The 14,434-nt window shown below is 66.3% G+C and carries 11 protein-coding genes; 2 read left to right on the top strand and 9 right to left on the bottom strand.

Annotated features, from left to right (window positions below):
- Window positions 1–187 precede the first annotated feature (187 nt).
- Both DVK06_RS14795 and rdfA read left to right on the top strand, forming a co-directional pair.
- Window positions 188–2,122 (top strand): archaea-specific SMC-related protein, encoded by a 1,935-nt coding sequence (locus DVK06_RS14795; RefSeq protein WP_121600853.1) that lies wholly within the window; start codon window positions 188–190, stop codon window positions 2,120–2,122.
- 186 nt (window positions 2,123–2,308) lie between these two features.
- Window positions 2,309–2,935 carry a rod-determining factor RdfA gene (rdfA, locus tag DVK06_RS14800; RefSeq protein ID WP_121600854.1) on the top strand — a complete coding sequence of 209 codons (627 nt, stop codon included), beginning with the start codon at window positions 2,309–2,311 and terminating at the stop codon, window positions 2,933–2,935.
- 328 nt (window positions 2,936–3,263) lie between these two features.
- Here rdfA and DVK06_RS14805 read toward each other — a convergent pair whose 3' ends face one another.
- The 9 genes from DVK06_RS14805 to DVK06_RS14845 all read right to left on the bottom strand — a co-directional run bounded on the left by DVK06_RS14805 (window position 3,264) and on the right by DVK06_RS14845 (window position 14,392).
- The gene (locus tag DVK06_RS14805) at window positions 3,264–4,040 is read right to left on the bottom strand and encodes an IclR family transcriptional regulator (RefSeq protein WP_121600855.1); all 777 of its coding nucleotides are present in this window, start codon (window positions 4,038–4,040) and stop codon (window positions 3,264–3,266) included.
- Window positions 4,041–4,111: 71 nt separating this feature from the next.
- The gene (locus DVK06_RS14810) at window positions 4,112–5,497 is read right to left on the bottom strand and encodes an MmgE/PrpD family protein (RefSeq protein ID WP_121600856.1); all 1,386 of its coding nucleotides are present in this window, start codon (window positions 5,495–5,497) and stop codon (window positions 4,112–4,114) included.
- A 66-nt stretch (window positions 5,498–5,563) separates the two neighbouring features.
- Window positions 5,564–6,892: an MmgE/PrpD family protein gene (locus DVK06_RS14815; protein ID WP_121600857.1), complete on the bottom strand. Its 1,329-nt coding sequence runs from the start codon at window positions 6,890–6,892 to the stop codon at window positions 5,564–5,566.
- A complete protein-coding gene (locus DVK06_RS14820; protein WP_121600858.1) occupies window positions 6,882–7,961 on the bottom strand; it encodes a branched-chain amino acid ABC transporter permease in 1,080 nt (359 codons plus the stop codon). The genes DVK06_RS14815 and DVK06_RS14820 overlap by 11 nt, the downstream gene beginning before the upstream one ends.
- Entirely contained in the window at window positions 7,954–8,925 is a 972-nt protein-coding gene (locus DVK06_RS14825) for a branched-chain amino acid ABC transporter permease (RefSeq protein WP_121600859.1), read from the bottom strand. The genes DVK06_RS14820 and DVK06_RS14825 overlap by 8 nt, the downstream gene beginning before the upstream one ends.
- 5 nt (window positions 8,926–8,930) lie before the next feature.
- Entirely contained in the window at window positions 8,931–10,256 is a 1,326-nt protein-coding gene (locus DVK06_RS14830; protein ID WP_121600860.1) for an ABC transporter substrate-binding protein, read from the bottom strand.
- Between the two features lie 140 nt (window positions 10,257–10,396).
- Window positions 10,397–12,052 carry an ATP-binding cassette domain-containing protein gene (locus DVK06_RS14835; RefSeq protein ID WP_121600861.1) on the bottom strand — a complete coding sequence of 552 codons (1,656 nt, stop codon included), beginning with the start codon at window positions 12,050–12,052 and terminating at the stop codon, window positions 10,397–10,399.
- A 121-nt stretch (window positions 12,053–12,173) separates the two neighbouring features.
- Window positions 12,174–12,941 carry an SDR family NAD(P)-dependent oxidoreductase gene (locus tag DVK06_RS14840; protein WP_121600862.1) on the bottom strand — a complete coding sequence of 256 codons (768 nt, stop codon included), beginning with the start codon at window positions 12,939–12,941 and terminating at the stop codon, window positions 12,174–12,176.
- The gene (locus DVK06_RS14845) at window positions 12,938–14,392 is read right to left on the bottom strand and encodes an FAD-binding protein (RefSeq protein ID WP_199718708.1); all 1,455 of its coding nucleotides are present in this window, start codon (window positions 14,390–14,392) and stop codon (window positions 12,938–12,940) included. Before DVK06_RS14845 ends, DVK06_RS14840 begins: the two co-directional genes overlap by 4 nt.
- Window positions 14,393–14,434 lie beyond the last annotated feature (42 nt).

The following is a 14,434-nucleotide window of genomic DNA, read 5'->3' on the forward strand; positions in this document are numbered from 1 at the left end:
AAGCACAGTCGTTCAGTCCCTTCAACGCTCGCAATCGATTCTCTTTCTTCGGTAACGAGGGTGAGGACGAATGAGCCGCCGCACCACCGAAATTGTGCTTCCCGCCGGCAGCCCTGGGCGACGCGCGGCCGACCACCCGGCCGAAGGACAGATTTAACACCGCAAGCACCAATCCCTAGCCAAATTAATGGCTCAACTTTCGAAGCACTCAGTTCGCGTCGATGTCCGCAATATCGGCGGCATCGACGAGGCGTCGGTGACGCTCTCTGACGGCGTTTCGGTTCTCACCGGGCGGAACGCGACGAACCGGACCTCCTTCCTACAGGCGCTGATGGCCGGACTTGGCAGCCGCCAGAGCTCGCTGAAGGGCGACGCCGAGGAGGGAGAGGTCACCCTCGAACTTGGTGACGATACGTACACCCGAACGCTACGGCGCCGCGGCGACTCCGTCTCGTACGGCGGCGACCCCTACCTCGACGACCCGGAACTGGCTGACCTGTTCGCGTTCCTTTTGGAAGACAATGAAGCGCGGCGGGCCGTCGCGCGCGGCGACGACCTCCGCGAGATCATCATGCGCCCGATCGATACCGACGCAATCGACGCGGAGATCCGCGAGTGTAAGCGTGAGCGCGACGAGTTGGAGTCCGAAATTGAGCAGCTCGACAGTCTTGAACGAGATCTCCCCGATCTTGAAGCCGATCGCAGCGAGAAGATCAAAGAGCTCGAAGAGGCAAAAGCGGAGCTCGAATCGGTCCGCGAGAAGCTCGACCAGCTCGACGCCGGCGTCGAGAAGAGCCGAACGCGCAAACAAGAGATGGAGGAGGCGTTCCAGCGGGTCCGGGACGCCCGGTCCGAGCTTGACGACCTCAAATTCGACCTCGAGACTGAGCGCTCGACGCTCTCGGAGCTGAACGCGGAGCGCGAGGAGCTCCGAGAGACGGTCGAGGCGGCCGAGGAACCTGATGGGAACGCGGACCGGTTGGCTGGCCGCATCGACGAGCTGCGCAGCCGGAAGCGATCGCTCGACGACGATATCAACGAGCTCGGCAGCGTCATTAGCTTCAACGAGGACATGGTGGGCGACGCGGAGATCGATTTTGACGTCGACGAGGGGACGACCGGGGACAACCCGACCGCCGCGCTGACCGGGGGCGATCGGACAGTCTGTTGGACCTGTGGGTCCGAGGTCGAGACCAAGCAGATCGAGGCGACCCTCGAACGGCTGCGGGAACTCCGCTCCGACAAGCTCGACGAGCGCAACGAGATCCGCACGGAGATCCAGGATCTCACCGACCGACAGTCGTCGATCCAGCAGGCCCAACGCGAGATTGAGCGCGCCGAGGAGCGGCTCGACGCGGTCGAGGCGGAGATCGAGTCGACCGAGTCGCGGATCGCGGACTTAGAAGACCGGATCGAGTCGAAGGAAGCGGAGATCGAGGAGCTAGAGGCGGAAGCCGAGTCGATTGACGTCGACGGCTACGACGAGGCGTTAGAGCTCCACCGCGAGGCGAACGGGATCGAACTCCGGATCGAGCGGCTCGAAGACGAGATCGACGAGATCGACGACGAGATCGACGACCGTGAGGCGGCAATCGAGCGCCGCGAGGACCTGAAGGCCGAACGCGAGGAGCTGGCCGAGCGGATCACCGAGCTGCGGACGCGCGTCGATCGCATCGAGGAGAACGCCGTCGATAGATTCAATGACCACATGGAGACGGTGCTCGACATCTTAGAGTACGACAACCTCGACCGGATCTGGATCGAGCGGCGGAAGACTGAGGTCCGTGAGGGGCGCCGCAAGGTCATGCGGACCCAGTTCGACCTCCACATCGTCCGCTCGTCGCCCGACGGGACGGCCTACGAGGACACGGTCGACCACCTCTCCGAGAGCGAACGCGAGGTGGCGGGGCTCGTGTTCGCGCTCGCGGGCTATCTCGTCCACGACGTTCACGAGACGGTCCCGTTCATCCTGCTCGACTCGCTCGAAGCGATCGACTCTGACCGGATTGCGCGCGTCGTCGACTACTTCCGGACCCACGCCGACTACCTCGTTGCCGCGCTGCTGCCGGGCGACACCACCTCCCTCCCCGACGAGCACGACTACATCGAACAGATCGACTGACGGCCGACATAGCCTTTTAACAGATCCTCAAGCTTGTTTGTCGTCGATTCCGCGACTCTCGGACCGCACGTATAATAACAAGATTATGTGTGAATATAAACAGATTGTTTCTTGTCGAGCCCGTCGGCTTTGGCTTTCGCGTCGGCTCACCGATGTTTTTGTAACCCTTCGCGTCGAACTGCCGGTATGACCACGGCAGCAAGCGGCGTGAACACGAAGGTGGCGCGGGTGATCCGAGCGTACGACCTCGACGGGATGGGCGCGAACTTGGAGGCGGCGTGGACCGGCGCGTCGGGTGAGCGCACGAGTCTGCGCGACCTCGCCGACGAGTTCAACGAGGCCGTGTTGCGGGCGGCCCTTGACGAGGCCGGCGCCTCATCGCTCTCAGTCGACGTATCGAGTACATACGAAGCGATCCGCGGCGACTCTGGCTCGTCGGCGACGCGGGCGCGTCGACGCTTGGAGCGTGAGGGCGTCGACGTCGACGAAGTCTCCGGCGACTTCGTCACCCACCAAGCGATCCACACGTACCTCACGCAGGAGCGCGAGGCGAGCCTCCCCGATGCGAGCGAAGACATCGCTAAGAGGAAGGTCGAGACCGTCGAGAAGCTTCAGGGCCGGATGTCAGCAGTGGCGGAGTCGGCGCTCACCGCGCTCGCGAACGCAGACGAGCTGGACCGCGCTGACTACGATGTCCTCATCGACGTACGGGCCGTCTGCCAGAACTGCGGGACCGACGCCCCGGTGAGCGAACTTATTCGCCAGGGGGGATGTGGCTGTGCGAGCGACCCAACGTCCGACGACGAGGTGTGAGCCTGCGTCTCTGTCACCTCGCTTGCTATAGGAGCTACGCCCCCACCCTCAACGGAGCGACTGAAAGAAGCGGAGCAGGGCGGGGATACAGCGTCGTCATCATCTGTTTATGTTATAGTTTATATGATACTTTAAGCTGGTAGATCACTGCGAAAAACGGTCAACACCCGCCCCTCGGCAACGAACTTTACGCCGTCGGTTCTCACGACACGGGTAATTCAATCCATTACATTTGTACAACTGTAATAGCATGCCTCTCGAACGCTTGATGCGACGTCGATGCCCGCGGAGACAGCTAATCGAACAGTCATTCTGCTCTCCCGAACCACTACGAGTATGTCGCCCGAATTCCGATGATCTGTGCGGACTGTGTCACCATCTCGGAGACCTCCTCGCGGTACCACGTCCCTTTCATCCGGGTCGTCGGTCCCGAGACGCTGATGGCGCCGAGGACACGATTGTCATCCGCGGAGAGGATCGGCGCGCCCACCGCGCGCATCCCCACGGTTCGCTCCTCGTCGTTGAACGCGTACCCGCGCTCCGCGATCTCGTTGAGTTCGGCCCGGAGCGATTCGACCTCGGTCAGCGTATCTGGCGTTTGCTCCGTGAAGCTGATCGCCTCCAGCACCTCGTCTAAGCGGTCGTCAGGGAGGTGTGCGAGGTACGCCTTCCCGACCGACGTGGCGTGGAGGTCGACGACGGTTCCGATATGTGAGTCCGTCCGCACCGCCTGGTCGGCCAACGACTGGTAGATGTAGATGCCGACGCCGTCGTCCTCGACCATCACCTGCGCGCGCTCCCCGACCGCCTCAACCAAGTTGTCCGTCTCGGGTTTGGCGACGTGGTACAGATCGTGGTGCTGGCGAGCGCGGTCGCCGAGCCCGAGGAACTGGAGCCCGAGCCGGTACTCGTCGCCATCCTGTACGACGTACCCCAGACTCCGGAGCGTCTGGAGGTGGTTGTGTACCGTGCTCTTCGATATCGATAGCGACTCCGCCAGCTCCGAGACCCCACACCCGCCGCGTTCGCCCAACTGTTCGATGATACTGAACGACCGTTCTGTCGCCCCGACTGACGCCGCGTTTGGTGTGTCGTCGCTTGTCATACGTAGGCGATCGCTCGGGCGGGTAATGTATCTGTCGCGTCCGTTCTACCTGCCAAAACGTTCGTTCTGCTTTACAGGCTGAGCGCGTCGACTGTCGACCGAACTGGTCGCTCCGCCACGGCGTCGAGGGCGTCGAGCGCCGCGTCGACGCGCTCGTCGTCGCCGGTCTCGCCCGCACCGAGCCCGTGCGCCAGCAGCCTTCGGTTCCGCTCTCGGTACGCCGCTTCGGGCATCGGGTCTCGGTAGTCGCCGCGGGGGTACTTGCGGGCGCCGCGTAGCGTGGCCCCGTCACGCAGTTCGACTGCGACGCTCGCGCCCCACGACTCGGGGAAGGCCGCCTCGAACCCGTCGTCGACGCGCAGGTCGACGCGCGCGGCCACGCCCCTGACCGTCTCGTCGGCCAGCGCCGCCGGGGTGAAGTGGTCGAGTTCGACGCCGCCCCGACAGAGGTACGTCGCCAGCACGTACGGCGCGGAGAACTTCCCGGCGGTCAACGTCTCCGGCGCGGCGTGTGCCATGTCGGTCGCGTTGGCGAACGTTCGGACCGTGATCGACTCGACGGCGCTCGGATCGACGTCTCGCCCGTCTATCGCCTCGCGGAGCGCGTCGAGCGGCGGGTGGGTGTATCGGCAGGAGGGGTAGGGCTTGACGTAGTGTTCCGCGACCGCCCACTCCTTTCCGAGTGTCTCGAACTGGCTCGTGAACCCCTCCGGAAGCAGCTCCTCGAAGGGGTCGTACACCGCCTCGATGGCCGCCTCCGACCCCTCGAGCCCCGCCATCGCCGTGAGCGCCGCGGTCACGCCGGCCTGCGCCGAAAAGCCCGCGGTGAAGTTCCGAGCTGTCGGCCCCTCAGCGTACGGATCGTGCATCGAAACCACCGCGAGGTTCGCCGCGATCCGGAACGTCTCGCGCAGCTCCTCGTTGGTCGCGTCCAGACAGAGTGCGCTTGTCACCGCCGGTCCGACGGTCGTCCACGTCGAGTGTGGGTTCCGGACCAGCCAGGGGATCGTGTCGTTCATCCGGGCTTTCATCGCGAATATTGCCCGTTCGAGGCGCACGCAGACCTCGTAGGCCTTCGCACACGCGTCGACGAACATCTCACCGTCGACGTCGTTCGCCTCCGCGGCCGCGAGCCCCCCGGCGACGATCCCGGCACCGACGTGGCCGCCCGTGTTGTGGCCCTCCTCCACCTCCTGTGCGATGGCGGCTGCGGCGTTCGTCATGGCGGCCTGCGGTGGGGCGACTCGCCGGTCTGTCCCGAGGATCGTTGCGTCGCCCGCCGCGAACGACGCGTCCGTCGCGACCCCGGCGACGCCCGGCGCCACCGATCCGGCCACGGCGGCCGCCAGCACGTCCGCGACCACCGCCCGCCCGTGTTCCCGGGCCGTCGCTTCGACGGGCGTCGCGAGGAAGTCGCCGACGGCTCGCTCCCACTCACGCGTGTGTGATTCTACCATACACCGAGGACGTACGTCGCGGACAAAAGCGTATGGGACGCGACGGTCGTGGAAAACGGTCGGACGCTACCGGCTCGCGAGCGTACAGAGGACGCGCGGCGGCGCCGGCGCCCTGGCGCGCTCCCAGAGCGTGGTCGCCCGGTCCGCTCCAATCACCGGCGCGACTAGGTTCTGGAACTTCGATTCGAGCCGCGCCTCCTCGAAGGGGTTGTGTTCGCCTCCGCGCGGGGCGGCGACCTCGTGAGACCGTCGCCCGTCCGCGGTCTCGACCGTCACACGGGCGCCCCGCTGTTCGGGGGCGCGGGCGGCAATATCGTCGTCGACCGCGACGGTTACGCGCTCGGCTAAGGCGATCGCCTCGGGCGTTATCGCCTCGTCCGTGAACGCGGGCGGCCCGGAGTCACCGCGAAGCAGCGCCGTTGCGACCGCGAAGGGGATCGAGAACTTCGCTTGTAGCTGGTTCCGCGGCCGCGGCTCCGTCAGCCGCGCGGCCGCCGGGTACGTCTCGACGCGGACCGACTCGACCGCGCTCGGATCCACCTCGGCTTCGAGTGCGGCGACGGCGTCCAGCGCCGGGTGCGTGTACCGGCACGCGGCGTGGATCTTGAAGTACCCGTGTTCGATCTCCCACCGGTCGCCCAGTCCGGCAGCGAGGGCTGACTCGTCAACGTCGCCCGCGGCGGCGTGTTCAAGATGTCGGGCGACCCCGTTCTGGAGGCCGCCGAACCCGGCTTCGGCCTGATCGACGGCGACCAGCGCCGCGAGGTTGCTCATGCCTGCGTAGGCGTTCCGCACGGTCGCGCCCTCCGTCGCGGCTTCGAACCGGGTGTGTTGGGCGTAGTCCGCCGCGATCGCCATAGCCGACCGCGTCGTCTCCGGGTCGAGTTCGCGCGAGCGGGCCACCGCGGCCGCGCCGCCGACCGCACCCCACACGCCGTGCGGGTGGTACCCGGACCGGAGCGTGCCGAGTGCGCGCGCGGTTCGGACAGCGACCTCGTACCCCGCGACGAACGAGCGCACGAACGCATCGCTGTCGCCGTACCCGATCTCCGCGTCGGCCAAGAGCGCCGGCAACACATGAATCGCGGGGTGGCCGGCGGCGAACCGGTGTCCCTCGTCGAGTTCGAGGACGGTCCCCGCGGCACCGTTACACAGCGCCGCGAGCGGCGGGACTGTCTCGCCGCCGTCGGCGCCGATGACCGTCGCTCCGCCCGAGATGCCGTCGGTCCAGCGCCGCGCAAGCGCGTCAACCGCGTCGTCGGTCGACCCTGCGACGATCGCGCCGAGGGTGTCGGCGACGGTGAGCCCCACGCGGTCGCAGACTCGGTCGGGAATCGCGCCCGTCTCGAGCTCCGCGGCGAACGTCGCCAGTTCGCGTTCGGGTTCAGGCGGCATCGTCGTCCAAGAAGTCGGTGCGCGCCCGGAGCAGCTCAACGAACCGGGACGGCCACGAGATAACGCCCTTCGGGCTATACAACACGATCGCGATGAGGATGGCCCCGTAGACGGCGTTGTTCAGTCCGGGAATCTCGAAGGACTGTCGGACGAACTCGCCGACCGGAATGACGATGAGCGACCCCACGATCGGCCCGAGGACGGTGCCGACCCCGCCGACGATGGCCGGCAGGAGCACCTCGACGTTGACGAGCAGGTCGAACACCGTCGAGGGGCGGATCGTGTTGAAGTACATCGACCAGAACGCGCCGGGCCACGCGGTAAAGAAGGCGCTCACGGCGACGGCCAGCAGCTTGTACCGGTACGTCGGGACTCCGATGGCGGCCGCGGCCTGCTCCCGCTCGCGGATCGCGAACAGGTAGTAACCGAGCTGTGACCGATTGATCGCGAGCGACACGACGGTGACGACGGTCAGAAACCCGAGGATCAGGTAGTAGTACGGGAGGTCGCCGGTGAACTGGAAAGCGACCAGGCCCGGCCCGTCGGCGTACTCCCGCGCGAGCGGACGGAAGAAGCCGCTCGCGCCGCCGAGCTGTGCGACGTTCGTGAATACGTACCGTAACAGCTCCGCGAACGCCAGCGTCGCCAGCGCGAAGTAGTGGCCCTCTAGGTCGTATCGAAAGGTCAACGCGCCGATAATAAGCCCGTATACCGCTGCGATGGCGCTACTGAGGAGCATCCCGATCCACGGGGAGATGCCGAAGTTCCCGGTCAGGATGATCGTCGTGTAGGCGCCGAGGCCGAAGAACGCGGCGTGCCCGAACGAGAACTGTCCGGTGTACCCGGACATGATGTTCCACGCCTGCGCGGTCGTCGCCCAGACGAGGGTGATGATGAGCATGTTCAGGCTGAGCCACCCGAGCGGCGCGACTCCGAACAGCGCGAGCTGCCGGAGGAACGGCATCGCAGCGAGCACGAGGAGGCTCACCGCGACCAACGCCGGGAGCGCGTACCACTCGTCTCGGAACGCGCCGTATTGCCTGACGGCGCGGGAGAGCGGGTTACTCATCGGCGCTCCCTCCGAGCAGTCCTTCCGGTTTTACGAGCAACACGAGGATGAATGCGAGGAATATCACGATCTGGTAGGTTGAGCCGCCCAAGTACGCTTGTCCGAACACTTGGATGAAGCCGATGATCAGCCCGCCGACGAACGCGCCGGGGAACGAGCCGAGCCCGCCCAACACGACGACGACGAACGCGTTTATCAGGTACTGGTCGCCGAGCGCCGGCGTGAACGACTGGAAGAGGGGGATGACCCCTCCCGCGAGACCGGCCAACGCGGCGCCGATCCCGAACGTGAGCGCGTCGATCCGCGGTACGTCGATCCCGACGTACTGCGCGCCGTCGCGGTTGTCGGCGGTCCCGCGGATCGCCCGGCCCAGCATCGTCCGCTGGAGGAACAGCCACGTCCCCGAAAGCGCGATGAGCGCGATGACGAGCGCGTACAGCTGTCCCCGCGGCACGAACACGCCGGAGAGTTCGAGCGAGCCGAGGTCGAGCCCCAGCTGTCGGGGGTCCGCGCCGAACACCATCTCGACGCCGCTGACGAGTATCAACAGGACGCCGAAGGTGACGATGAGCTGGTTCTCCTGTGGCGCGTCGATAATGGGCGCGATCGTCGACCGGTAGATAGCGATGCCGACGACGAAAAGCAGCACGACGGCGAAGGGGATCGCGAAGAACGGCGAGAGCCCCGTGGCGTCTGAAAACACGAGCACGGTGTACATCGCGACCACCATCAGCGCGCCGTGCGCGAAGTTGATCACATCCATCACGCCGAATATCATCGTCAGCCCGAGCGCGACGAGGCCGTATATCCCCCCGAGCAACACGGCGAACACCAAGTACTGCGCGAAGATTGTCGGAGACGGAAGCGCGAGGCCGAGAACGGCCGGCTCCACAGTCGCGTAAAGCGCGCCGGCGACGGTAGCCGCTTCTCGACCGCAGGCGTCAAGGAAAAACGAAGAGAGCATGTGGGTCAGAACTGCACGTCGGTCTCAGCGAACTCCTCAGGTGCGACGACGCGGTCTTCGAGGTCTTGGATCTGGAACAGCGGGGCGAGCGAGTTCTCGTTTTCACCGTTATCGGCGAAAGTGATCGGCGGCATCGCCGCGATGTGATCTTCGACGGTGATCTCCCCTAACGCGCTGTTGATGTCGTCCGGGTCGGCCGACCCCGCCTCCTCTATCGCCGCGATGATGACCTGGGTCGCCGCATAAGTCATTGCGACGTTCGCATCGAAACTGGAGTCGAACTCTGATTCGAAGCGCGACCGAACCTCGGACGCGGCGTCGGAGGTCGGGTCGAGTGCGAAGTTGGTCGCGAACCCGCTCTCGACGGTCTCGCCCATCTCTTCGAGCGCGCTGACGTCGTTCATTGCCGCGTTCGAACAGCCGGTGACGTACTTCGGCTGGTAGTTCTGGTTGTTCATCGCGTTGACCAGTTCGATCGTCCCCGACCGGTAGGTGGTCGCGATCACCGCATCCGGGTCCGCGTCCCGGAGCGTCGTGACCTGCGTGTCAGCGGTGTCGCCCGGCTCGTAGGCGGTCTCGGCGATGATTTCGATATCGTTGGCAGGGAGTTCCTCGCGGAGCGCGTCGCGCACCGACTGCCCGAAGCTGATATCGATGTAGAACAGGCCTGCGGTCTCAATCTCCTCGCCGGCGTTCCGGATTGCGTCGGCGAGCAGGCGCGCGTGGTCGACCGCCATCTGGTTCGCCGGCGGCTGGGGCCGGTAGGCGTAGTTGAGCTGCGTCTCTTGGAGGATCGAGTTGGCCACGGAAACCGAGATGACGAACGGCACGCCCGCGCTCTCCGCGGTCCGGGTCGCCGCGCTCGTCACCGGCGAGGAGTAACAGCCGGTCAGCACGCTCGCCCCCTCGTCGATGAGCTCCTGTGCGACCTCGCCGCCGAGCTCCTGTGCCCCCTCGTTGTCCCCGCTGACGACGCTGAGTTCCGCGCCGTCCAGCGACTCGATGCCGCCCGCCTCGTTTTTGATCATCGCTGCCAGTTTGACAGCCTGATCCATCCGCTCACCGGTGTTGCTGAGCGATCCGCTCAGTGGGTGGTTCGAGCCGATGATCACCTCGTCGGGCGCGTCGCCGGCGTTGCTGCCGTCGCTCCCGTCGCTCTCGTCGCTGCTGCCACTCCCGTCGCTCCCATCACTTCCATCACTTCCATCACTCCCGTCGCCCCCGCCGCCACCATTGCTGCTACAGCCGGCTAGCACACCGGTGACGCCGGTGGCGCCGCTGTATTTAACAAACGAGCGTCTACTGACACGGTCTGCGGGATTGTCTCCCATATATGCCTTGTGTGATACGGGCACACATATAGTTTGTTACGAAAGATTCTGATCAGTTCTGCGGCTCGCGGTGGTGACGGGTGCATCCGGCGAGCCGGGCGGCGAGACAGACAACGGGTGTGGAAATGAGTCGGCGGGCGTCAGTCCAGCCCAAGGTACAGTTCCACCAGGTCGTCCTCGCCGGTCAGGTCGTCGGGCGTCCCCTCGAACTGGAGTTGCCCCTGTGCCAAGATGTAGACATAGTCGGCGATCCGCAGCGCCTCGCGGACGTTCTGTTCGATGAGCACGACCTGTGCGCCGCTTTCGACGAGCCGCCGGGTCATCTCGAACACTTGGTCGATGAGGGAGGGAGCCAGCCCGCTCGACGGCTCGTCAAGGAGGTACACCTCCGCGCCGGTCATCATCGCGCGCCCGTAGCTGAGCATCATCTGCTGGCCGCCCGACAGCGACCGCGCCTTCTTGTCGAGTTTATTTTCCAGTTCCGGGAACGCCGACAGGACCTCGTCGAACCGCTCTTCGCGGACGGCCCCGTCGTCGACGGTGTACCCGCCGAGAAGGAGGTTCTCGCGGACCGTGAGGTTGCCGAAGATGCCGCCGTCCTGCGGGAGCATCGTCACCCCGCGGTGGACGTTCTCGGCCGGTCTGTTGCCGGTCAGGTCGGTTCCGCGGTGCCTGACCGTCCCCTCCCACGCGGGGACGACCCCGGCGAGCGTCTTCAAAAGCGTCGACTTCCCCGACCCGTTTGGCCCGAAGACGCAGGTGACGCCGTCCCGGCTTTCGACCGAGACCCCATCAACGACACGGTGGTTCCCATAGCCGCTGACGAGGTTCTCACCGACGAGCCACGACTCTCCGTCGGGCGCCGCGCCGGCCTCGGAGCGCGCGGACGCCGTACTGGCTGTGGCACCCGTCGCCGCGGCCCCGGACGACGCGCCCGCACTCCCGGTAGCTACCGCGCCGCCGGCGGCGGCCGGCGTCGGGTCCGTGGCCGCGTCGTCGACCGCGGCTCTCCCTGTCTCCCCCTCCTCCTCCCCGATGAGCGTCTCCAGCGACGCGTCGTGGTCGGCCGCGCCCCCGAGGTACGCGTCGCGGACGCGCTCGTCGCTCGTCACCGACTCGAAGTCGCCCTCGACGAGGACCTGTCCCTGGTTGAACACGGTCACGCGGTCGCAGACGTCTGCGATAACCCGCATGTCGTGTTCAATGATCACGAACGTCGTGCCGCGGTCGTTGAGCGTCTCCAAGTGGTCAAGCAGGCGGTTCCGCAGCGAAGGGTTGACGCCCGCGGTGGGCTCGTCGAGCATCACGCAGGCCGGTTCAAGCATCAGGATGCGCCCGAGTTCGAGCAGTTTCTCTTGGCCGCCAGAGACCCCGCCGGCTTCCTGGTCGGCGACGTGGTCGATCTCGAGGAGTTCGAGCAGTTCGTCGGCGCGCGAGCGCTTCTCGTCGGGGACCCGCACTCCGGAGCGGAGCCCCCCGGTGAAGACGGCGAGCATGTTTTCCCTGACGGTGAGATCCTCGAAAGGCGACGGGATCTGAAAGGTCCGCGCGAGCCCACGCCGCGCGATCTCGTCGGGCTTCCAGCCGGTCACGTCTTCCCCGTCGAACCGGACGGTGCCGCCGTCGGGGCGGTAAAAGCCTGTGACCGTGTTGAAAAACGTCGACTTCCCGGAGCCGTTCGGCCCCATAATCCCGTGGATCGTGTCCGCCTCGACGGTTACGGAGAGTTCGTCGTTCGCGACGAGGGAGCCGAAGCGCTTGGTCAACCCCTCGGTCGATAAAATTGGGCGAGTCATACCCGAACGTCACCGCACGTCCGAATAAACATTTTCCCGCTAGTCAGTGACACGCAGTTACCTAGTACTGACACGCTCTCGTCCTGTAGCGACGCGTCAAACTCCGGCCGGCGTGTCCCGCTCACTCCACAGTCGCCCGCCCGCCGTCGACGAGGACCGTCTCACCCGTGACGAACGAGGCCGTGTCGCCCGCGAGGAAGGTGACGACGCTCGCGACCTCCGTCGGCTCGCCGAGCCGGTCAAGCGCCGCGAGCCCGCGGAACCGCTCGCGCGCCGCGTCGTCTTCGGCGTACGGCGCGGTCATCGGGGTCTCAATGAACCCCGGCGCGACGGCGTTGGCGCGGATGCCGTCCGTACCCAGTTCGGCGGCAAGCGCCCGCGTCAACCCATCTAGTCCGGCCTTCGTCGATGCGTAGCCCGCGCGCTCGGCCGCCCCGATCTGCCCGTAGATCGACGAGACGTTGACGATCGCGCCGCTGGTTTCGCGCAGGTGCGGCGTGGCCTCGCGGACGATCCGGAACGGCGCGGTGAGGTTGACGTCCATCGAGCGTGCCCACGGCTCGCCGTCGTGGGTCTCGATCGGCTCGCGGGCGACGATCCCGGCCACGTTGACGACCACGTCGATGCGCCCGGTGTCCGCCGCGCGCTCGACTAACGCCGCGACCGCCGCGGGGTCAGTCACGTCGGCGTCTACCGGCTCGAAATCCCCTGTAAGCTCCGCACAGGCCCCGACGGTCTCCGACTGGTCGAGGCGGTCGCCGCCGACCACCGTCGCGCCGCGCTCGGCGAAGCGGACCGCGCAGGCACGACCGATACCCCGAGCCGTGCCGGTGATAAGCACGGTGTCGCCAGCGAACGAGGGCTCCGAGGCCGTCTCTCTCGTCGTCACGATTGCTCGCTGAGCGACCGGGCGGCGTGCACGCCGGCCAGCCGGCCGAATCCCATCGCGGTTGTGAGCCCGTTCCCGGAGAGGTAGCCGGCTGCCCCGTGGCCGCTAATGCCCGTCGCGGTGCCGCCGCCGGCGTAAAGATCGTCGACGGTCGACCCGTCCTCACGGAGCACCCGCGCGTGCTCGTCGACGACGAGCCCTCCCTGCGTGTGGAACAGCGAGCCGGTCACCTCAGTTCCATAAAAGGGAGCCGAGAGGACGTGTCGCCCGTCCTCGCGGCCGACCTCGTCCGGCTCGCCCGCCTCAACGGCCGCGTTGTACGACTCGACCGCCTCGCGGGTCGCCTTCGGTTCACAGCCGAGTTCGGCGGCGAGGGTTTCAACGGTGTCGGCGCTCGTGTACGAGCCGAGGTCGACGGCCCGGTCGAAATCGTCGAATTCGCCCTGCAGACGCTCGAAGATGCGCTCGTCGAAGATCTCGTAGGCGACGCCGCCCTCCTGACGGACCACGTCGACCGCGAACTGCGAGTACCCCTTCGACTCGTTCCCGAAGCGCTCGCCGTCGGCGTTGACGAGGACGCCGCCGTTCATCACGACGGCGTACGTCGACAGCGCGCCCGTCCCGCTGACGACGGTCGCGTGCCCCTGAAATGCGTCCATCGACGCGAGGGCGCCGCCGAGTTCGGCGCCCCAGCGGATCCCATCCCCGGTGTTGCCGTCGGAGCCGTAGTAGAGCGCGTCGGCGATGTCGTCCTCGCAGTGCGCGCGCACCATCTCCCGGTTCCCCGCGAAGCCGTCGGTGGCGAGTATCACCTTGTCCGCCTGGATCGCCTCCTCGCGGACCGCGCCAGCGACAACGCCCTCGACGGCGCCGTCCCTCGCGACCAGCTTCGTCACCGGCGTGTCCGTCAGCAACTCCGTGTTCTCCCGCGCTTCGATCCGGTCGCGCATCTCGGCGACGAGGTTCTCGCCGTTGCGTCCCGGCGGCGCGTGCATCCGATACTCGGAGTGTTTCGGGTACTTAAAATCGTCAACAAGATGCAACGAGATATCCCAGTCGTCCACGAGCCAGTGGACTAGGTCGACGCTGCTCTCACAGAGGTGCTCGACCAACTCCGCGTCGGCCTCGTGGCTGTTTTTCTCCAAGATGTCTCGGGCCATGTCGGCCGGCTCTTCTTTGATCCCCGCCTCGCGCTGGAAGCGAGTGCCGGCCGCGGGAATCATCCCCGTCGACAGCGCGGCGTTGCCACCGACCTCGGCGCTCTTCTCTAAGAGCGTGACCGTCAGGTCCTCCGCTTCGCAGGCCGCGAGCGTCGCCGTGAGCCCGCATCCGCCGGCCCCAGCGACCAGCACGTCGGTCTCGACATTGAACTCGACCTCGTTGGCCGAGACGACCTCCGCGCTCGCGTCGTCTAACGTCCGCTGCTGCGGCTCCAAATCGGGCGACTCCATACCATGGTACTCGAAACCATGTCGCGTAAATCTACCGGTCTG

Source organism: Halorubrum sp. Atlit-28R (assembly GCF_003665955.1).
Taxonomy (GTDB): domain Archaea; phylum Halobacteriota; class Halobacteria; order Halobacteriales; family Haloferacaceae; genus Halorubrum; species Halorubrum tropicale.